15 protein-coding genes are annotated in these 22,090 nt (G+C 43.6%); 13 read left to right on the top strand and 2 right to left on the bottom strand.

Annotated elements, in window-relative coordinates:
• Positions 1-156 precede the first annotated feature (156 nt).
• Positions 157-291: a hypothetical protein gene (locus E4K68_RS21495; protein WP_282432999.1), complete on the bottom strand. Its 135-nt coding sequence runs from the start codon at positions 289-291 to the stop codon at positions 157-159.
• Between the two features lie 1,537 nt (positions 292-1,828).
• Here E4K68_RS21495 and E4K68_RS16115 point away from each other — a divergent pair.
• The 12 genes from E4K68_RS16115 to cydC all read left to right on the top strand — a co-directional run bounded on the left by E4K68_RS16115 (position 1,829) and on the right by cydC (position 17,416).
• On the top strand, positions 1,829-3,322 hold the full coding sequence (locus E4K68_RS16115) for an LTA synthase family protein (protein ID WP_243450410.1): 1,494 nt from the start codon (positions 1,829-1,831) through the stop codon (positions 3,320-3,322).
• Between the two features lie 303 nt (positions 3,323-3,625).
• Positions 3,626-4,273: a corrinoid protein gene (locus E4K68_RS16110; RefSeq protein ID WP_135379941.1), complete on the top strand. Its 648-nt coding sequence runs from the start codon at positions 3,626-3,628 to the stop codon at positions 4,271-4,273.
• A 1-nt stretch (position 4,274) separates the two neighbouring features.
• A complete protein-coding gene (locus E4K68_RS16105) occupies positions 4,275-5,327 on the top strand; it encodes a uroporphyrinogen decarboxylase family protein (RefSeq protein ID WP_135379940.1) in 1,053 nt (350 codons plus the stop codon).
• A gap of 29 nt (positions 5,328-5,356) precedes the next feature.
• Complete coding sequence (locus E4K68_RS16100) at positions 5,357-6,358, top strand: uroporphyrinogen decarboxylase family protein (RefSeq protein ID WP_135379939.1); 1,002 nt, start codon at positions 5,357-5,359, stop codon at positions 6,356-6,358.
• Positions 6,351-8,084 (top strand): ASKHA domain-containing protein, encoded by a 1,734-nt coding sequence (locus E4K68_RS16095; RefSeq protein WP_348982867.1) that lies wholly within the window; start codon positions 6,351-6,353, stop codon positions 8,082-8,084. The genes E4K68_RS16100 and E4K68_RS16095 overlap by 8 nt, the downstream gene beginning before the upstream one ends.
• Positions 8,085-8,103: 19 nt before the next feature.
• Complete coding sequence (locus tag E4K68_RS16090) at positions 8,104-9,153, top strand: GTP-binding protein (protein ID WP_135379937.1); 1,050 nt, start codon at positions 8,104-8,106, stop codon at positions 9,151-9,153.
• Complete coding sequence (locus E4K68_RS16085; protein WP_135379936.1) at positions 9,138-9,971, top strand: putative manganese transporter; 834 nt, start codon at positions 9,138-9,140, stop codon at positions 9,969-9,971. Before E4K68_RS16090 ends, E4K68_RS16085 begins: the two co-directional genes overlap by 16 nt.
• Positions 9,972-10,132: 161 nt before the next feature.
• Positions 10,133-10,999, top strand: coding sequence for a uroporphyrinogen decarboxylase family protein (locus tag E4K68_RS16080; protein ID WP_158291442.1), 867 nt, complete (start codon positions 10,133-10,135; stop codon positions 10,997-10,999).
• A gap of 202 nt (positions 11,000-11,201) precedes the next feature.
• Positions 11,202-12,590, top strand: a complete 1,389-nt coding sequence (locus E4K68_RS16075) for a cytochrome ubiquinol oxidase subunit I (RefSeq protein ID WP_135379934.1) — start codon at positions 11,202-11,204, stop codon at positions 12,588-12,590.
• Positions 12,581-13,585, top strand: coding sequence for a cytochrome d ubiquinol oxidase subunit II (gene cydB, locus E4K68_RS16070; protein WP_135379933.1), 1,005 nt, complete (start codon positions 12,581-12,583; stop codon positions 13,583-13,585). The genes E4K68_RS16075 and cydB overlap by 10 nt, the downstream gene beginning before the upstream one ends.
• A 361-nt stretch (positions 13,586-13,946) precedes the next feature.
• Positions 13,947-15,680, top strand: a complete 1,734-nt coding sequence (gene cydD / locus E4K68_RS16065) for a thiol reductant ABC exporter subunit CydD (protein WP_135379932.1) — start codon at positions 13,947-13,949, stop codon at positions 15,678-15,680.
• A 2-nt stretch (positions 15,681-15,682) separates the two neighbouring features.
• Positions 15,683-17,416, top strand: coding sequence for a thiol reductant ABC exporter subunit CydC (gene cydC, locus E4K68_RS16060; protein WP_135379949.1), 1,734 nt, complete (start codon positions 15,683-15,685; stop codon positions 17,414-17,416).
• Positions 17,417-17,483: 67 nt separating this feature from the next.
• On the opposite strand, the gene rmuC is transcribed toward cydC, so the two are convergent.
• Complete coding sequence (rmuC, locus tag E4K68_RS16055) at positions 17,484-18,809, bottom strand: DNA recombination protein RmuC (protein ID WP_135379931.1); 1,326 nt, start codon at positions 18,807-18,809, stop codon at positions 17,484-17,486.
• A gap of 680 nt (positions 18,810-19,489) precedes the next feature.
• On the opposite strand from rmuC, the gene E4K68_RS16050 reads away from it, so the two are divergent.
• Positions 19,490-20,737 (top strand): amidohydrolase family protein, encoded by a 1,248-nt coding sequence (locus E4K68_RS16050; protein WP_135379930.1) that lies wholly within the window; start codon positions 19,490-19,492, stop codon positions 20,735-20,737.
• The last annotated feature ends 1,353 nt before the right edge of the window (positions 20,738-22,090 follow it).

The raw sequence follows: 22,090 nt of genomic DNA, 5'->3' as shown, positions 1-22,090 counted from the left end.
AGCAAAAGGACTATCTCTAACGAGGTAGTCTTTTTGTGTTAGAACGAACGATTTTCAAGCATTTAAACGTCTATGGGGTCGAGGTTCCACCCCTTCGATCCACACGGCTGGGGTCAAAGATTCGTTCAGTCCAGTTAAGAGTCAGATAGTACTCGGTTATCCTTTTTCAATAATATTGGCTTCACCAAAGTCGGCTTGCGGCTCAATAGGATGTTTCAAAGGCAAATAGATCGTTGCGTTGGTAAAGGATGGTTCAGTGTTTGAAACAAAGTCTCTACCGTTCTTGGACATGCTATTTAACGACTCATGTATCCTACACTAGATTATAAACCTAAGCGCAAAATAGTCCTCACTTTGTTTGAAGGTGGGGGCTATTTCACACTTACCACCCAAGGATAGCGAGGAATATTTGGGAGACACATCTTATTATTTAATGAATCATACATCTCGATATTTTTTAACCTGTACGAACTACCTGGAAATTTATTTATTTAACCTGTAGTTTATACGAGTGTACAAATACTGGAACGATCTTATAATAAATCAGGAAATATGTAAGTTGAAGTAAATAAATGGTAAGAAGATTTAAATCGAAAGAATGCCTTTTGTTTTAAAGTGCTGGATTATTATCAGTTATTGTAGGGAGGAAAAGATGCAGCTAGGGTTTTAGAATCGTATTGGATGAATATTTGGAACTAAATGATTTAGTGATAAGACAATTTAAGGAGGTAAGGACGACTAGGAGACGTCTGAATCTGAATAAGATAGTCCATTCTCTGGAGACAGAGAAGACCCAAATATAGAGAGGAGAAATTCACTACATGAAAAGAAATACAAAAAGCGTCAGCTTCATTAATTATTGCGGGCTGCAAAAAGAAGTCAAAAAAGAAATCAAAAAAATCCATCTGCTTTATTAGCCATCGTAAGCGGTTCTAGTAGCTTATCGATTGTATCAGAAATAAGAAAACTATCAGAATCCTAACGGTTTCTTATTTCTTTTTTCATGCCAATAAACCCATAGCGATGTAAGAATATCTAGCCTTAGTGATAGCTTTTGATCCTACAGACAGGGACAGAAAGACCCCATGGAGCTTTACTGCAGCTTGACATTGGATTTTGGAATCTGTGATACAGCAGAAATTGCAGATACAATAAGTCCGATATACAACTTTAAAGTCGCTGAATGATGTTAACAGGTCTTTGCTTTTCAACCCGTAGGTCAATGCCAGGTAACAAACAAAGATACTATTTCATTTCTGAGATAGTATCTTTGTTTGTTGTTGTTGAAAACCAAGAAATGTTTTAGAGAGACATTTGGAAGAAATTTTTTACAGAAGGAAAATAGGAATATTTGTCGAATGAAGTAGAGTCGGACATATTTTTTGTGTAGAGGAATGGTGAATCTTTGACTGGTATAGATGATAATTTGGGCTATGACAATGCGAAATTAGGATCCACCCATGCCACAGGGTATCAAAATGCAGGTTTGAGAAGTCTTTTGATCACGGGGAAATTTTTAACTAGAGATGCATTTGTATTTTTCTTCACAACTCTGGCACTCCTGACTAAGTCTATACTTTTCATCGGTCTAATTAATAATGATAACGCTACTCGATTTAGTTTTCTTAAGGCCTTTTATAGTTTCAGCGCCCCACCTTCAATGCTCGTTTATGTCTCTTTTATCGTTATAATTCTGAGTTTTTCCTTCCTGTTTAAGGGCAGAACCCGGTATTGGTTTCTTGTTTCTGGTAATTTATTCGTTTCGTTACTCATTTTGGCAGACTTGATGTATTATCGTGGTTTCAGCAGTTTTATTTCCCCTTATTTAATGAGTCAAACAACCAACCTCGATAATCTTTCTAGTAGTATTATGTCAATGCTGCGACCCATCGATTTCTTGTTCTTCATTGACCTAGTAATCTTAGTAGGAATCGGGCTTAAGTTTAAGAAGTTTCACGGTTCAGCTAAGCGGAACGTATTTGCTTTGCTCGTTCTTTTAGCACTTTCAATCTCATATATTTACATTCAGCACGTCGAGTTAGATCTTAAAGGGAAAGGTCAAGATATGTTGTTTCGAGTTGCGTGGTCACCGAATCAGACGATGTCGAACCTTTCACCGCTGGGGTACCATAGCTATGATCTTTATAACTATTACGAAGATAGTAAAATCAAGAAACTAACTCCGGCAGAAAACCAAGAAATTAAGAGCTGGTTTGCGCAGAAGCAAGAGAATCTACCACCTAATCAGTTTAGCGGTCTTTTTAAGGGACAAAATCTTATCATGATCCAAGTGGAGTCACTTGAGAATTTTGTCTTAAACCAAAAGGTAAACGGCCAGGAAGTTACCCCTAACCTTAATAAGCTATTGCCGAACAGTCTTTATTTTTCGAATTTTTATGAACAAGTAAATAATGGCACCAGTGCGGATGCGGATTTAATGACTAACACATCGGTTTATCCTATTAGGACAGGTGCTACTTTCTTTCGATTTCCCTACAATATTTACAATTCGTTGCCAAAGCTTTTAAAGGAAAAGGGGTATGGGACTTTAGCCATTCATCCGGATAAAGGGTCATATTGGAACTGGATGCCAGCCCTAACTTCCATAGGGTTCGAAAAAACGATGGATGTGACTCATTTCAAGACAGATGAACAAATCGGTTTGGGTATCAGCGATGGCAGCTATTTTAAGCAAATAGCACCGATTATTGCCAGTGAAAAGCAACCTTTCTATAATTTTATGGTTACTTTGACAAGCCACAACCCGTTTGACCTGCCCGATCAATATAGGAAGCTTGCTCTCAGCGAAGAGCTGAATAAGACGAAATTGGGTGGATACTTCCAAAGTGTTAACTACACAGATGAACAGATTGGCAATTTTTTAGGTACTCTTGATAAAAGCGGGGTTTTAGATAATTCAGTGGTTGTTATTTATGGAGATCATACTGGAGTGCACAAATACTATAATGATGAAGTAAAACAAGTTCAGCCCCATGAGAACTGGTGGCTCGATGACACTAAACGAATTCCTCTTATTATCTATCATAAGGGAATGAACGGTCGCGAGATTGGGATAACAGGCGGACAAGTTGACACAATGCCGACGGTGGCCTACCTAATGGGTGTAAGCGAGGATAAGTATAAAAAGACCGTGCTCGGGCGAAATTTGTTAAACACGAATAAAGATTTCGCGGTTTTAGCTAACAAGCAGTATGTTGGAGAAGCTGCGTCCAATGAAAAACTACAAAGTAACGTCCTCGGGATAGATATAGCAGACCTAATCATTCGCAAAAATTACTTTAAAGAGGAAGGGTATAAATAAGAAGGTTAGACAATTTTCGAGGAACTGACAATCGATTATATTAGATAAAGATAGTGTGCTGACCCCCTGCTAGAGATCTTGCTAAAGTTAGGGTTTAGTATTAGCATAGGGAATTAAGAATGAGTTGACTTAGGGACTATCTGTGACTCTTCCTGAAAAGGAAGAGTTTTTTTATTTTCTATAAATAGATCCTGAGCTTCCCGAAGGTGATAACTATCATGAGTAATAATATTCCTCTATACTATATAGTTTTACTTATGTTAGTATATAATTAAAACTATATAGTATAGAGGAGGGAACATCGTGGATAAAGAAACATTATTCCAAGAAATTTCACACGCACTAGTAGAGTTTGAAGTAGAAAAGGTAGCAGAGCTTGCCGAGGATGCCCTGAAACTAAATATTCCTGCCTTTGAAACAATAACTGGGGGCTTAATCCCCGGTATGAACGAGGTTAGTCGGCTGTTTGAGGAAGAGGAATATTTCCTTCCTGAAGTCTTAATGTGTTCTGATGCTTTCAACGCCGGTCTTGATGTGGTTAACCCCTATCTGGATAAAAGCTCCTTGGAAAAACCCATCAAAATGGTCATCGGGGTAGTTGAAGGGGACACTCATGACATCGGTAAAAACCTAGTGAGGATTCTTTCGGGTGCCTCAGGTTTTGAAGTGTATGATCTTGGCCGTGATGTACCCCTCGACCAATTTATCCAAAAAGCGGAAGAATTAGAATGTGATATGATTTGCATGTCTACTTTGATGACCACGACCATGGACGGAATGAAAACCGTGATCGATCGACTAAAAGAACGAAACATTCGGGATAAATACAAAGTTCTCATTGGCGGTGGTCCTATTTCGCAAACGTTCTGTGATAAAATCGGCGCTGATCTTTACGCCAATGATGCCAGTTCAGCTGTGAGACAAGCCAAAGACCTGATGGGGAGGGCCTAACATGTTAATCAGAGAAGACATATTAACCTCCAAGGAAAGGGTTCTGGCTCTTCTAACCGGAAAACCCCTAGACAGAATTATCTGTATGCCGATTGTTACCACCAATACCGCTCATCTCATTGGCAAAACCGTCAAGGAGTTTCAACTTGACGGTAAGGTCATGGCTGAAGCGCATATTGCGGCCTTCAAGAAGTATAACTATGATTTGATTTATCTCTTCACAAACTGTTCCTACGTAGCGGAAGCTATGGGTGCTGAGCTGGACTATTCTGAGGATGAACCCGCTAACTGTGAGGTCCCCATAATTAACTCAAGGGAAGACTTGAGCAAACTTAAAGTCGCCGAAAAGAATGACGGTCAATTCCCTGTTTTCTACGAAGCTCTAGAAATCCTTAACAAAGAAGTGGGCGACGATGTTTTCATTTCGGTTTGCTTCTCTGGACCAGTTTCCACGGCGGCCACCCTGCGGGGGGTTGAAGCCTTTGCTCGAGATACCTATACTGATCAGGAACTTTGTCATACCCTCTTAAGAATGGCAACTGATAGCTGTAAAAACTTGATTCGAGAGATAGCTAGCTATGGCGCTATGCCAATCATCTTGGAACCGATTGCCTCCGGTAGCCTTTTCAGTCCGAAGATGTTTGACAAAATTGCCTTTCCTTATATCAAAGAACTAGTGGACTTAGCTCATGAGTTACAAGCACTTATTCCCCTGCATATCTGCGGTAAGACACACAAGATTGTGGACAAAATGACAGACACTGGAGCAGATGTGATCAGTCTCGATAAATGTGATCTCGCACTTGCTCGAGAGAAGGTTGCCGGCAGAGCCCTCATTCTCGGTAATATTGACCCAGCCAATGAACTTTTATTCGGTCCTGTTGAAGAGATTCATAAGGTCTGCATAGAGGCGATAGATACCATGCAAGGGTATACCCCTGCTTTTATCCTCTCGACTGGGTGTGAAACAGCCAATAAAGTCCCTTTCGAGCATATTCAAGCGATGCTTGATGTGGCTCGGAGCCATGGCCTTTATGAATATAAAGTAGACTAACCTAGATTGACTTAAGAAGGTGAAGTATCTTGAATCAAAAAGAACGTCTATTAAACGTCTTAAAGGGAGACCAGGTTGACCGGCCTCCCGTTATTTGCCCAGGTGGCATGATGAGCGCCTGTGTCACGGAGATCTCTGATTTAGTGGGGGGCGGTCATCATTCAGGTACCGGTGCCATGGTAAGTGCTGCTCGAAAAGTCAACGAGCTAGCCGGCTTTGAAAACTACGGAGTCCCGTTTTGTCTAACAGCTGAGGTGGAAGCCCTTGGTGCCAGTGTAAACATAGGAGATAACCTTGTTGAACCCAGAATCACTCAGTATAACGAACAGCCGCTTGAAGGCATTATGGAAAACTATCAGGTTGACGTGACCAGCGGTAGGATGGGGATCGTCCTTGATGCCATAGGGGAACTTAAGAACGGCCTGGTCCCCGTGATCGGCAATGTTTCTGGCCATATCAGTACAGCCACTTCCGTGGTTGACCCACTAGAAATGTTTAAAATGCTGAGGCGGGAACCTGAGCGAGCAGCCCGTTTTTTGGCTTTCATTAATGACTATCTCGTCCGCTACGCTTTAGAAATGGTCAAGGCAGGAGCGGACGTAATCTCTATCTCGGATCCCACAGCTACCGGAGAAATTCTCGGACCCCGTAATTTCCAGAAGTTTGCGGTTCCTTACTATCAGAGAATTATCACAGCGCTCCATCAGGAAGGGATACCCGTTATCCTGCATATTTGCGGTAATGCCGGGAATATTATCGGTTCCCTCAATGAAGTAGAGGCTGACGCTGTAAGTTTTGATTCCATCGTCAACATGAAAACTGCCCGAGAAGGAATCAAGACGGGACTTATGGGTAATGTTAATACCCAACTTCTGCACACCGGGGAGTGCGAGAAGATTGTGTCCATCACCCGTAATGCTATCCATTCCAAGGTGGATATTGTTGCTCCCGCTTGCGGTCTCAGTATGGCTACTTCTATCCGCAATCTCAAAGCTATGACAGATTTCGTGAAAGAAGGTTCTTATCATTAACAGGGTTAAGGTACATTTCACCAAGGAGAATAAATTCATAGAAGTTGCCGAGGGAGAACGGCTTTCTGAATGTATTAGAGCAGCGGGTCTGACCTTAGAGACTCCTTGCAATGGCACAGGAGTCTGCGGAAAATGTCGGGTCAAAGTTTGGGGTGATCTTTACCCCCCGGAGGAATCGGAAAGAGGCTTCATCGATACCGCTCATGATATTCGTTTGGCATGCTTAGCTCGGGTTAAGGGTGACGTTCGGATCGAGCTTCCTTCGAAGGGCAGCCTGCTTAAGACCATTAACCAGGGCTTAGGGATTGAAGTCGAGGTCGACAGCCTAGTAAAACAGGTTTTGTTACCAGTTCCCGAGAAGACAGCTCAGCCATACCTAGAAAGACTCTCTTATAACTCCAACTCCTTAGAGATTTATAGGAAGGCCGGCGAACTTGAGCAGGCTCAGACTCAGCAAATATACGGCGTATTATTTGACAACACACTGATTGACCTTGGGTCCGAGACTGGTGAAATCCTGGGAGCGGCTATCGACATAGGAACCACCGGAATCTCCGCTTATCTCCTTGACCTAGGCACTGGCGAAATTCTACACAAACTCTCCTGTCTAAATCCTCAGACAGAGTTTGGAGGAGATGTCTTATCCCGGATAAGTTATTGTCTAGAAAATCCGCACGGAGTAACCCAACTTCAGGAGACGATCCTTGGGAAACTCAACGAATTAATGATAGATCTCACGAGAAGCGCGGCAAGAGCAGAGCGTGTTTACCAAGTAGTGATCGCCGGAAACACGACCATGTTGCACTTTGTTCTGGGTGTTTATCCAGGGTCCATAGCGAAGTCCCCGTACCGTCCGATTTTCCTTGAACCTGTTAATATGAAGGCTAGAGAGGTCGGTCTACAGATTTGTCCGGAAGGAAGAGTCACTCTGTTGCCTTCTGTTTCGGGATATGTAGGCGCAGATATCCTTGCCGGTGTCGTGGCAACGGCGTTTGATCAAAAAGACTACCCGGCTATATTTTTAGATATTGGAACAAACGGTGAAATCGTGGCTAATCTAGGAGGTAGGCTGATTGCCACCTCGACTGCAGCCGGTCCGGCCTTAGAAGGGATGAACATTTCCTGCGGTTGCCGTGCCGAAGCAGGAGCCATCGATTCCTGCTCAATCGATGATAATTTTGAGCTTCATTATACGACCATCGGTGCTACATCCCCTAAGGGCATCTGCGGTAGTGGACTTATTGATCTAACGGCAACCATGGTCAAACATAACATAATTCTGACCAACGGTCGCTTTAACCCGAATCTTGACTCTCGGTTGAAGGCCAGAGTAAGAGACAAGAAGTTTTATCTGACGGAGGATATCTATATCTCCCAGAGGGATATTCGCCAGATTCAGCTGGCTAAGGGTGCTATCGCAGCGGGGGTCACCTTACTCCTCGAAGAAGCAGGTACCCCTCTGGAAGCCATAGAGGAAGCGGTCATTGCCGGGGCCTTTGGCTATCATATTAATCCTGAGAGCATCCAAGGAATCGGCCTTCTCCCTAAAGGATTTATGGCGAAGATAACGTTTGTCGGCAATTCCTCAGCGGAAGGCGCTCGCTTAGCCTTGATCAACAAGAATGTGATGGCCCAGATCAAGGAATTGAAGGGTAAAATGGAGGTTTTGGAGCTTTCCACAAATCCCCGATTTCAGGATTACTTTGTTAAGGCATTGAGCTTTTAATACTAGTTAGAAAGTATAAGTGCAACTAAGGCTACCGCTGGCCAAGGATGGCGAGAAGGGACCGCTGGCGCCTGAAGGCTTGGCGCTAGCCAAGTTTTCTTTATCAGGATCGAGGGGTGTAACGATGATTAAAGTCGATGTTGTCTCAGGATTCCTAGGCTCAGGTAAGACTACTTTGGTCAAGAAACTCCTCCAAGTTCACCAGAAGGAAAAGATTGTTCTGATCGAAAACGAATTTGGAGACATCGGCATTGATGGAGAACTCATAGAGAGGGAAGGCTTTGAAGTCTTCGAGATCTCTAGTGGGTGTATATGCTGTATCATGCAAAAGGATTTCGTCCAAATGCTGGATCGGATTATCAAAGAATTCCACCCTCAAAGGATTATCATTGAACCAACTGGTATCAGTATCCTCAGTGAAATCATCGATATTCTATGCAAACCGGAATTCGTATCCCTACTCCAGATTAACTCCCTGGTAACTATTGTGGACAGCGTTAATTATCTACAGCAGTGTGAGACATTTGGAGAGTTTTTTGAAGACCAGATAACGAATGCCTCTGTTTTAATTTTGAGTAAAAGCCAGTTCGTTGACAGCCAAATGGTAGACGAGATCATTACTTCCATCAGAGAATTTAACCAGGATGGGGAAATCATCAGTAAGCTCTGGGATAGCATGGGGCCAGAGGAATTTGAAAGCCTTCTTGCTGGACAAACAGACTTAGACTTTACGGATCTTTTGCATACCGACTATAAACCTTGTAGTGAAAATGAATTCGAAGTTTTGGCACTGAAGACCTCGCGTGCGTATAGCCAGGAAGAACTAGAACAAATTCTATCCCTTCTCAGCCAACAACAATATGGCCTGGTCTTGCGAGGAAAGGGTTTTCTCAAAAATTCTCAGGGGTTCTTGGAGTTTAGTTATACGAATGGCCAGTATACAGTATCGATGAGTAAATTTAAGACTAGCCCTAAGCTTTGTCTGATTGGGAAAAACCTAAAGGAAAAGGAAATTAAGAACTTGTTTAAGGTTAAAAACGGGGGGTTATTGAGTTGGCTGAAATTCTGATAGACAGCTTTCAGGATGTCATCAAGGTAGTTCCTGTTTTGTACCTGATCATCCTCGTATCGGACTGGACGACCAGAAAGATTCAAAAAGGATCCCCTTTGTTTAGCAGACTTTCCCGATTGGATGTCCCAGGTGGAGCGGTACTGGGGATAATTCCCCAATGTGGCATTTCGGTGGCCTTTGCCAAGCTTTACGGAAATGGCTACATCTCCTTGGGTATGCTCATCGCCGTGTTCCTCTCCGGTTCGGATGAAGCCCTGATTATCATAGGTGCCCATCCTGATAAGCTCCCTCTGATGGTGCAAATTATCGGGATCAAGCTTGTGGTTGGGATCGCAGCGGGCATCTTAATAAACCTAGTGGTTAAGGAGAAGCGCAACCGACTCAAAGGGTGCGGACTTGATTGTGATTGTCCAAAATGCGGCAAACATAAAAATTGGATCGTCAATAGTGTCATTCACACCTTGAAGCTTACGCTCTTTTTGTACGTGACGGTTCTGATCATTGGCTTCGGGGTGAATCAGTTCAGTGAAGAGGGAATCTATACTTTGCTTGGCCGAGATACCTTTCTTCAGCCAGTACTGGCGGCTTTGATAGGAATGATCCCCAGTTGTTTTTCGTCTATACTCATCGCCGAGGGTTTTATTAAAGGGGCCTTAGGTTTCGGAGCCATGATCTCTGGTTTACTCGCCAATACGGGATTTGGCGTCCTGGTTCTTTTCCGGGAACTTCCCGTGAAGAAAACCCTGTTGATAATCTTGCTCTTGCAATCAATCAGTATCCTAGTCGGGGAGATATTTTACTTTACTATTGGATAAGGAAACACTCCCAAGTGAAGCTAAGTTTTAGTGGAAGTTTATCTGAACTTGGAATGGGCTTATCCGCAACCGCGAAGTGCGAAGTGAGAAATGTGAAGTGGGAACCTCTGAACTCGAACTTCGACTTCTGGCCTCTGACTTCTGAAATTGGAGGAATAATAATGGATTTTATATGTACTGGTGACGATTTGGAACTGATTCCAGAAGAGGTTGTTCGGGAAACGGGTATAACCTTCCCGGAAGCTCACATCGACAAAAATAGTATGGCAACTGTGGCAAGGGCATTAAGAAAACATAGAGGGGATGTCATTACTCGGGTTCCTTTCTGTGTTACGGTAGAAGCAGACGCTTATGGTGCACATATCAAGCTAGGCGATGCCATAAATGGGCCTAGGGTAGAGAGTTATCCCTTTACTTCAATTGGAGAACTATCTACCATTCAAGGGCTGGACTTAAATATTGGTCGAATTAAAGAAGTCCTAGATGCAGTGGAAATCCTGGCTATTTCAGGAGAAAAAGTGGCTTTAAGTGTCGAGGGTCCCTTCACGATTCTGTCGTCCCTTATCGACCCTATGAATTTTTATAAAGGAATGCGCAAGGACCCCCAGCGAGTCAGGGAAGTTCTTTCTGTTGTTGAAGAGGGTATCATTCGCTATAGTCTTGAGGGTATCAAAAGAGGCGCTTCAATAATTTCTTACGGAGACCCGGTTGGAGCTATGGGCATTATAGGGCCCAAAGTCTATCGAGAGTATAGTGGTCCCTCAAGCTGGCGAATTATTAAAGGGATCAAAGATGCAGGTGGAAACTTTATTCTCCACCTCTGCGGTAAGACCTCAACTGCCCTTGAAAAAATGGAGAGAGCTAGCACTTATCCCATTGAAACAAACGATACAGTGACTTATGGGCGGGCACTTTTGGAGCAACTTGACATGAAGACCCAAACCCTTGTGGTAGGACATAGGTGCATTAAAGGGAGCTTAAACAGGATGGTTAATCCTATCCTTTGGGGGATCGAATTAATAGAATAAAAGAACTTCGTACTTTTATTTTGAATATAAAACGCGTTAAAGGGCTGGGAATTTTTTTGGAAATTTCCAGCCCTTTAACGCGTAAACCTAACCTAAACAAAGGAAGACAAGACATAAGTTAGAATTTATATTGACCAAACAATTAATAATTAGTATAATATTAAATAAACAAAGGGAAGAAAGAAAGGAGAGTGCTTAATTTATGACTGAACTCATCTTGTCCAGATTACAATTTGCAGTGATCACGTCTTATCATTTCTTATTTGTGCCGTTGACACTGGGGTTGGGTGTTCTGGTGGCGATGATGGAGACTTGGTATGTGCGAACTGGCAATGAGACGTACAAGAAGATGACAAAGTTTTGGGGAAAGTTATTCCTTATTAACTTTGCCATGGGTGTCGTGACTGGTTTAGTGCAAGAATTTCAATTTGGCATGAACTGGTCTGAGTATTCTCGGTTTGTCGGGGATATCTTTGGAGCGCCATTGGCCGTTGAAGCCTTAGTAGCCTTCTTTTTAGAGTCTACGTTTTTGGGAGTATGGGTTTTTGGCTGGGATAGATTGCCCAAAAAAGTACATGCTCTGAGCATTTGGCTTGTGGCCATTGCCTCTAATTTATCCGCACTCTGGATCTTGATTGCCAACTCATTTATGCAGGAACCAGTAGGATACATATTGCGAAATGGTCGAGCCGAAATGACTGATTTTCTCGCACTCATTACGAATCCGCATATTTTCTATCAATTCCCTCATGTTGTACTTAGCGGTTTTGTCACCGCAGCGTTTTTTGTGATGGGAATTAGTGCTTACCATTTGTCGAAGAAGAACCATCTGGACGTTTTTCGGCGTTCCTTCCATATGGCCGTCGTTTTTGGATTAATTAGTGCCTTCGGAGTTGCAGGAGTGGGGCATTTACAAGGAATGCATCTTGTAGAAGCACAACCCATGAAGATGGCAGCGGCTGAAGCACATTGGGAGACGGAAAATCCAGCGGGATTATTGTTATTCGCCTCCATCGATGAGCAAGGTCAGAAAAACAACTCGGAGCTTAAGATCCCGGGCTTGTTAAGTTTTCTTTCTTACAATCGTTTTACAGGGGAAGTAAAGGGAATTCATGAGCTTCAGACTGCCGCAGTCGAGCAATATGGGCCAGGCAATTATGTTCCACCGGTAACGTCTTTGTTCTGGAGTTTCAGGATTATGTTGACAGCTGGTATGGTGTTAGTGTTGATCCCGCTTGTTGGACTATACTTTTATAAGTCGAATTGCTTAGAGCAAAAGAAATGGTTTTTGAGACTTGCCCTCTGGATGATTCCGATACCCTATATCGCCAACACTTCGGGTTGGTATATGGCGGAAGTCGGACGTCAGCCCTGGATCGTTTATGGATTGCAAACAGTGGAGGCTGGTGTCTCGACCTCTGTCTCAGCCTTATCCATGCTGATCGCTTTTGCGGGCTTTGCTCTGCTTTATGCAGTCTTAGCGGTAGCTGAGGTGTACCTCTTGCTTAAGTTTATTAAGAGGGGCCCGGAAGAGGCTAGCACGGAAGAAACGTTGAAACGCGAAATAAAGGGGGCGTCGTTATGGACTTGAACATCCTCTGGTTCATACTCATTACCGTCTTGTTTGTCGGTTTCTTCTTTCTGGAAGGGTTTGATTTCGGAGTCGGGATTTTGCTTCCTTTCCTGGGGAAAAACGATACAGAACGTCGGGTGATCATTAATACTATCGGACCGCACTGGGACGGAAATGAGGTCTGGTTAATTACAGCTGGTGGAGCTATGTTTGCTGCCTTTCCTAATTGGTATGCAACCTTATTTAGTGGGTTCTTTCTCGCCTTATTTTTGGTGTTAGTTGCCGTAATCATACGAGGCGTCGCGTTTGAATTTCGCAGCAGTGACAACAGTATCCGTTGGCGGGCGACCTGGGATGGAATGATTTTCACGGGAAGTTTCCTATCCTCTCTGCTTTGGGGTGTCGCTGTGGCGAATCTGATTAAGGGTGTACCGATTAATGCGAAAATGCAATATGTCGGGACATTCTTTGATCTTCTTTCTCCATATGCCATTGTTGGGGGTTTGACCACGCTCTTCGTTTTCACGTTTCATGGCGCCTTGTTTCTCAGTCTAAAGACCGTCGGTCATATGGCTGAGCGGTCGTCAAAAGCCGCCCGTAGTATCGGTTTTATAGCCATACCAGTGGTTTTGTTGATGGCAGGCTTAACCTATCTTCAGACAGATCTATTCAATAACCTTGGGGCAGGTATTACTTTGATTGCATCCGGAGTAGCTCTAATCCTAGCCAATGTTTTGATACGTCTCCGTAAAGCTGGCTGGGCTTTTGTGGTGAATGGTTTGACTATTCTCTTGTTTACAGTATCCATGTTCTGGGGGCTTTTCCCACGCGTGATGGTTTCAAGTCTTAATATGAAGTGGAGCCTAACTATCTATAACGCTTCGTCCAGTCCGTACACCCTGAAGATTATGACGATCATTGCCTTGACCATGGTTCCTATCGTTCTTCTATACCAGGGATGGACCTATTGGGTCTTCCGCAAACGCGTAACGGAAAAAGACCTTCATTATTAAGTCAGGATCCTTTAGAATGAAGGGGCAAGATTAATCTTGTTCCTTTATCTTTTTATCTTTTGCTCAGCCTTCTTAGCTTGGGACAGAAATCCTTCCGTGAATTTATAGGATTATAGATGATAGCTGATATTTATAAAAAGTGAATTGTCGTGAATTACTACAAAATTACGGATGGATGCCAGTCGAGAACCGTCCCTAACTTACGCGAGGCGCTTAACACCGCTCCAAACCTTCGTGGGGACCTAAGCCAGAGAAAGTTTCTTTGCAAAGAAAACTATAGTGTTTTAGCCTTCTCGTCATACGAATAGCCATGGAACGTGTGTGAACGTGAAAATAAAACTGACTCCTAGGAGATGACTAAATGTTTAATAAAAGGTTAGTTCAAGAGGGGAGACCTGTTTGGGGGTATCTGTTACTCGCGGTCGGAATGTGCATTGGGACCGCGTTACTGGCTGTTGCCCAAGCTTGGTTTTTCTCTCGGGTCGTTGCAGAGGCCTTTCTAGAGGGAGCTACCTTTTATTCACTTCGGCATTCACTTTTCCAGATTCTCAAAATCATTGTGGTGCGGACAGTTTTTCAATGGGTCAGTGAAGTAAGTGCTCATGAAGCGGCTTCCCGTATCAAGTCAAGTCTGCGTCAACGCTTAATGAGCCACATTGTCGCATTGGGACCAGTGTATGCACGGGGGGAAAGGACCGGAGAACTAATCACAACCGTGGTGGATGGGGTTGAATCCTTAGAGGAGTACTTTTCCAAGTACCTTCCCCAACTGATTCTGGCCGCAGGAATTCCCCTTCTTATTTTAGCATTTGTGTTTCCCTTAGATTGGAAATCTGGGTTGATTCTTCTCTTGACTGGACCGCTTATTCCTGTCTTTATGATTCTGATTGGAAAGTTAGCTGAGAAAAGTTCCCTTCGGCAGTGGCAAAGTCTCAGCTGGATGAGTGCCCATTTCTTAGATGTTTTGCAGGGAATGACGACCCTTAAAGTATTTGGTCGGGCAAAAGATCAAATACGAGTAATTGAGAGAGTGAGTGATTCGTTTCGTAAAGCAACATTAGGTGTGCTGAGGATTGCTTTTTTGTCGGCTCTTGTCTTAGAATTCTTAGCAACTATGAGTACGGCATTAGTTGCCGTAACCATAGGGTTAAGGCTCGTGAATGGAACGCTCACCTACTCAACGGGGTTATTCCTCTTGCTTCTGGCACCCGAGTTTTACACCCCATTAAGGACTCTTGGTTTGAATTTCCACGCTGGGTTATCTGGAGTCAATGCTGCGGGCAGAATCTTTGAGATCTTGGATTTTCCTCTGATGAGTGATGACAAGAAGAAAGAAGACGACAATGACTTATCCTCCAAGTTTCATATCTCCTTTGAAAGCGTCAGCCTAATTTACCCGCAGAGACAGGTGCCGGCCTTAAACGGTATCACGCTCTCCCTACATTCTGGTGAGATGATTGCTCTTGTAGGCCCAAGTGGAGCGGGAAAAACTTCGATTGCCCATCTTATGCTTCGCTTTATTGAACCCACAAAGGGGGAGATTTTTGTCAATGGTTGTTTACTTAAGACGATGTCGCCAGAGAGATGGCGGGAACAGATTTCATACGTTCCCCAGAATCCCTATCTTTTTGCAGGGAGCATAGCGGAAAATATTCACTTCGGTCGGCCTTCCGCAACGTTGGAAGAGGTTAAAAACGCGGCAAAAGAGGGGTCAGCCCATGAATTCATCTTGGAATTTCCAGAGGGCTATAATACGCCCCTTGGAGAAGGGGGCATTCGCTTGAGTGGGGGACAGGCCCAAAGAATCGCTATCGCCAGGGCCTTTTTGAAAGATGCTCCTTTGATTATTCTAGATGAAGCGACGTCGAACCTTGACACTGAAAGTGAATACGCTGTTCAGCTGGCCCTAAAACGGCTGATGCAAGGCAAGACAACTTTAATCATTGCCCATCGACTGAGTACGGTTCGTCAAGCAGATCGCATTTTAGTCATGGATCAAGGGCATATTGTCGAACAGGGTAATCACGAGGAATTGATGAGCGTGCAGGGGCTCTATTACCGCTTGCTTACGGAATACCGAGGAGAGTCTATATGAAGATGAAGAGCATGACATGGTTGATTTACTTGATGATACCTTACTGGCCGCGAATTTTGTTGGCGTTGATTTTAAGTACTCTTGCGATTACGAGTCATGTCGGCTTAATGGCGACATCTGCCTTTCTGCTCGCCCGGGCTGCCCTTCATCCGCCAATCCTCGATTTAATGGTAACCATCGTCGGAGTTCGCTTCTTCGGGCTTTCTCGCGCAGTCTTCCGTTACTTAGAACGTTATGTGTCTCATGACGTGATGTTTCGGATCTTAAGCCAAATCCGAGTTAAGTTTTATCAGGGGCTCGAACCGTTGGCTCCAGCTCGGCTATTAAGCTTACGAAATGGAGATCTGTTGAGCCGGATTGTGGCGGATGTAGAGAGTCAGCAGAACCTTTATTTGCGTGTCTTTGCGCCTCCGTTCGTCGCTGTACTGGTTCTCTTCGGATATGGATTCTTTTTGGCGCGTTATGATGTACGGTTTTCCATGATTCTTGCCGCCTGTTTTCTGGTGGCGGGGATTGGAATCCCGTGGGGAATAAAAGTCTTAAGTCAAGGCTTTGGGAGTCAAATGGTCGCACTAAAATCAGAGCTGAATGCGAAGGTTGCCGATACCCTCTTGGGAATGACGGAATTGGTGGCTTATGGTCAAGTGAAAACTTACTTAGCAACAATTCAACAAACAGATAGGGACTTAAGGGGACGGCAGTGCAGAATTGTTTCTCTTTCCGCGCTATCCTCAGCTCTGACGGGGATGATTGCCCATCTCGGCCTATGGTTAGTCTTGGTTTTGGGGATTCTACTCGTCGAACAAGGGAAATTAAACGGAGTCAACCTGGGGATGTTAGCTCTGGGGGCCTTCAGTAGTTTCGAAGCTTTGTTTCCTTTAGCCTTAGTTCCTCATTATCTGGAACAAAACCGGGCCGCTGCGGAGCGTTTGTTGGAGCTGATCGAGGGCGAGCCCGCCGTCAAGAGCGCTGTTAAACTGTCTCCCCAACCGGATGAATCAGGTCTAGTCTTCCAAGATGTAAGCTTTAAATATAAGGCAAACGAACCTTGGGCTTTGAATCATCTGTCATTTCGTATTCCCAAACAAGGCAAGGTGGCGATTGTCGGCCCGAGTGGAGCTGGCAAAACTAGTGTCGTTAATCTTCTCCTGCGTTTTTGGGAATACGACGAGGGAGAGATTGAGTTGGGGGGACATTCGTTACGAGAGTACACTCTGGAGGATGCTCGGGGATTTATTGGGGTCGTGACTCAGCGAACGCATCTTTTTAATGCGACAGTACGGGAAAATCTCCTATTGGCGAAACCTGAGGCAACGGAGGAAGAACTAATTCGTGCGTCACAGCAGGCCAAACTTCATGATTTTATTCTTTCCTTACCCCAAGGGTATGACAGTCTTGTAGGGGAAGGTGGTTTCAAATTATCGGGGGGGCAGAGGCAGCGTTTGGCAATTGCTCGTGTCTTGTTAAAAAACGCCCCAATTTTGATACTAGATGAAGCCATGGTAGGACTTGATCCCTTGACCGAACGCAAGGTCATAGATGAGATCTATCAACTTATGGAAGGGCGTAGCACCTTAGTTATTACTCATCGCCTGATCGGATTAGATAAGATGGATGAGATTCTAGTTCTCGATTGCGGTCAGGTCGTTGAACGTGGAAACCACGAAAAGCTCCTTCAACTGAGGGGATTTTATCATAGGATGTGGGAGGCATCAACAAGCGCTCACTTTAATTGATATTAAAGTGAGCGCTTGTTTTGCTAATATGTCACGATTTATTATCTCATCATACTTGATCCCGTTGTTATTCTCCGCAATCTATCCCTTGCTCAAGTAGTAATTCGGCTTCGTTAGCAGGAAGAGTCTGCACATTTTTAAGCTTTCGCGCAATGGTTCGAGACTTTCTGGTCGCAGTTTCAATGGTGTTACTCGCTTCTTGGAGTTTCTTCTGTGTTTTTTCAAGGACTTCCACAAATTTGCCAAATTCCGTTTTCACTGCGCTCAGCAAGTTCCAGACTTCGCTAGAGCGCTTTTCTATGGCTAGGGTTCTGAACCCCATTTGTAGGCTGTTGAGGAGGGCAGCTAATGTGGTTGGCCCAGTTACGACGATTTTGTACTCCCGTTGAAGGATTTCACAAAGGCCAGGACGACGTAATACTTCTGCATATAATCCTTCAACGGGTAAGAACAAAATACCAAAGTCTGTGGTATTGGGGGGATCGATGTATTTGTCACGAATCGCTTTCCCCTCCAGCTTAATGCGGTTTTCCAGAGATTTACCCAGTTCTTCAATACGTGGGATATTAGCTTGTTCTTGTGCTTCAATTAAGCGTTCATAATCTTCCACCGGAAATTTGGCATCGATCGGGAGCCAAATAATGCTGTCCTGACCATCTCGAGCGGGGAGCTTGATGGCAAATTCAACGCGATCGTTGCTCCCAACTTTAGTCACAACATTCGTGGCATATTGTTCAGGAGTGAGAATTTGCTCTAATAAATTCCCAAGTTGAATTTCTCCCCACATGCCTCGGGTTTTTACATTGGTGAGGACTTTCTTTAAGTCACCGACACCTGAAGCCAAGGTTTGCATTTCCCCAAGCCCTTTGTGCACTGCTTCTAAGCGCTCACTGACTAATTTGAAAGATTCTCCCAAGCGTTGCTCAAGTGTAGCACTTAGTTTTTCGTCAACGGTCGCACGCATTTGGTCTAATTTCTGTCCATTGTCCTTTTGGAGAAGGATAAGGCGATCTTCCACTGTTTTGCGTAGCTGTTCTAATTTTTGATCGTTCGTTTTGGTGAGAGAGGCTAGCTGAGTGGCGAAAATGTCTAATTGATTGCGCTGAAGGCTAGCGATTTCGGCCATACGAGAGAGCACGGAATCGTTAAATGAACGGACGGATTGATTTAGCTCTTCACGAACTTGTCGGGCATTGGCTGTGGATTCTTCTCGGTTCCTGGAGATTTCGCCATTAACAAGTCGTTCGTTGCGTTCCAAGTTTTTCTCTAGTGTAGCTAATTTACCCTCGACCTGTATAAAGGGAGAGCGTGACGAGCGTGTTAATAAGATAATGAGTAAAATGATGGCAACGACTACGAGGATAATTAACCCAATTAGTAACTGTTCTGTCATGAAAAATGCCTCCTGCTATGTAGTGACTATAATTAATACTTTATCATACTTGGGAGATATTATTGAATTTAATTCACGATAGTGATCTGTAGACCCACAGATAAATTTTCTCAAGTATTGGTGTGAAATAAATAATTTGTTGTACAATACAGCGTTTGTAGCTACAGGGGCCATTCATTCTATTCTAATGGATGATATTCATTATTGCAGGTCTAAGTCACAATAGGGAGGTTTTATAAGCATATTAATGTCCTCTTTTGACAAGCGATAAGGACGAAAAACATGGGTAAGGCAGATGATTTCAACTATTTTATCTCCTTAATAGGTTTTGCAAACGAAAGACGTTGATGCCCTATGCCTTGGCATGATAGTTGCTAATGTATTAAATAAAATCATTAAGGAGGTTAACACGGATGATTTTTAGATAATTAAAACTTCGTAGCAACATGACCGGTCCGTCGCTCGAACATCAACATTTGCCCTAACCAATGTAACTCTAGTTTTATACCCTAGGGTCAGCTTACAAAGGGGACGCTGCTCTAAAAAGTAATGTTGTCCTTAGGTGTGAATGTTATGTAGTGTAAGGAAAAGTAACCTGCGCTGCAGTAGCTGAGTCTCTTAGGTAAGAATTTTATGGATGTCTTTACTTCTAGAATTTATGATGTATGGGAGATGAAAGTATGCCAACATCAAAAATAGCTCTTAGGGGGGCATTACTGATTGATGGCACAGGAAAGGATCCTGTAGAAAAATCGCTTGTTCTTATTGAAGGAAAAAACATTGTATATTCAGGACAGAATAAAAACGTTGACTCTGACTACCAGGTCGTGGATATTTCTGATGCTGTGATTATACCGGGCCTGATTGACACCCACCTTCACTTCTGTGGTAACCTCAGCTCGGATGATAACGACTGGGTTCTAGAGCCGCTGTTCCAGAAAGCAGTTGTCTCTTCCGGCCAAGCTCAGGAAGCATTGGAGAACGGGCTAACCACAGTCGGTGAGATTTCCCGCTTCGGTATCGACCTTCGTAATATGATTGAAGTTGGCGTCATCAAGGGACCGAGAATTATAACATCAGGTCTTGGCTTTTGTAGAACCTGTGGGCACGGCGATTCTCACAAACTGTCGCTGGAATATAATGAAGAGTCACATCCTTGGGCTGAGCGGGTTGACGGACCTTGGGAACTACGCAAAGCTGTTCGTCAACGCTTGCGTCAAGGTCCCGACTGCATCAAAATTTGGGCTACAGGTGGCGGAACTTGGAGACTAGACCGAAAAGCTGACCAGCATTACACCTACGAAGAGATCATGGCTGTTGTAGAAGAGGCTTCTATGGTTGGGCTTCCAGTTTGGTCTCATGCCGAGGGTTACAGCGGTGCTAAAGACTCAGCCAGAGCTGGAGTTTCCTGCATTATACACGGTCAGGAGTTAGATGAAGAAACCCTTGACATAATGAGAGAGAAGAATATTACCTTCTGCCCAACCTTGCAGTTCTTCTACGAGTGGTACAGCCAGTATGAACCACCATATAGAACTATTTTGGATCACTTCCCTGGTAATAATACTGCTGAGAAAGAACTTAACCGCACAATTGCCAACTTCCAGACCGCAGTGGCGAAAGGCATTCGCATTGTTGTCGGTTCTGACTCCTTTTGCAGTAGACTAACCCCCTATGGTAGGTACGCAATAACCGAAATCCATACCTTGTGCAAGTCCGGGCTCACTCCTATGCAGACGATTATGGCCGCGACAAAGAATGGTGCTGAGATGCTCAAGGTCGATAACATCACTGGTACTATCGAGTCAGGCAAGTTCGCCGACCTTATTGTTCTGACAAAGAACCCACTTGATAATATCGAAAATTTGTCTACTAATAATATGTGGGCGATTATGAAAGAGGGCGAGGTAGTAAAAGGACAACTATGAAATATATGGGGCCAACTTTTTAGGCTGGCCCTTTATTCATGAGTAAATGTATCGAAGGCGGCTGCAACTAAGGCAGATTCTTCACTGTCGGTCATTTGTCGCGGGCTAACCTTTTCTTCAGGAACTACTTTATCGGCTTGGACGGATCACCACGACGAATAATTTTCTGTGTAATGGCCTACGCCCACTCAAAAATCCTTTTGTGTGGGCGTGGGCCGTCGGTTAATCGTAGCCGGTTTTAATACTGTAATCCTTTGCATAACGTCCCGGTATCAGGTTAATGTAGGTGTGGATACATCTTCAATACAAAAAGTAGTATCTTCTTCCTGGTGTTTAGGAGCCTCGAACCAACCGATAAACTGTTTTAAGTCTTCACGAATGGATAAAGTATCAATAGATTTGGCAATTATCAATTCGCTTGAGTGGACACACTCATACAGCAGTTCCTCCTACCCTTGACTTACCTTAGCGACATTGGGCTTTAGAAGCTATTAATAACTTGGTTGAGCGTGGTCATAGATTCCCGAGGGGTATGGAAGTAAAAAGCCGGTTTTCGATAGAAAAGCGGTTTTTTACTTCCACAATATGACTTGACGTATTTTTTCGCTAAAATGCTCGCGTGACTCCTGTATTGTGATGGATTGGAGTTTAACAGGGGTTTAAGCCATGTTTACCGGAAAGTTAGGCTAAGTTACATTCGAAAAATTGTATCTGGAGCGTTGGCTGCCCCTACTTGGTTAGTAAGGTTGGATATAAGCATTTCGGTGTATATATTGATGGTCATTCTATTATTCTAGCTTCAAATAATAAGATATAGGGGTTCTACTTGGTGTAATTTTACAAATTATAAAAATTTAAAACATGATTCAATGGCGTTATACTCCTGCTAAAGGGCAGGAGTATAACGCCATTGAATCATGTTTTAACAGTGCATAGTGTATGAAATTGTAGATAACTCTACGATATTCTACACTATTTTTCGTTATATTTACACCACGCCGGCATCTAAGGGTGATAAAATTTAATCAAGTAGAAATTTATATAAAAGAAGGCCCTGATATGGCAATTTTACTAGGAGTGGAATATTTTTATCAAAGGCTTTGTTAAAGATGGTCTTTCTTGGCATGAATCTTGCGTTAGATAACAGTCAGATGACAGTTGCTGTTGATGGATAAAGAAATTCAAAAGGAGGTAAAGTTAAGGTCAAGAAATGTCGTGCTGTTTTTATCCTGACAGCCGGGAGGCGCAGGAAATAATTGCTGACGACGGAGCCAATGTGGATCCGGAAACAGACATCGTAAAGATCCCTCCTTATCTCCTCAATCTGTTACGGACAATGAAATTTTCAGCAAA

Source organism: Desulfosporosinus sp. Sb-LF, assembly GCF_004766055.1.
In the GTDB taxonomy this organism is placed as follows: Bacteria; Bacillota; Desulfitobacteriia; order Desulfitobacteriales; family Desulfitobacteriaceae; genus Desulfosporosinus.
Note: the sequence above shows the minus strand (reverse complement) of the source record. Positions and strands in the feature narration are given on the sequence as shown.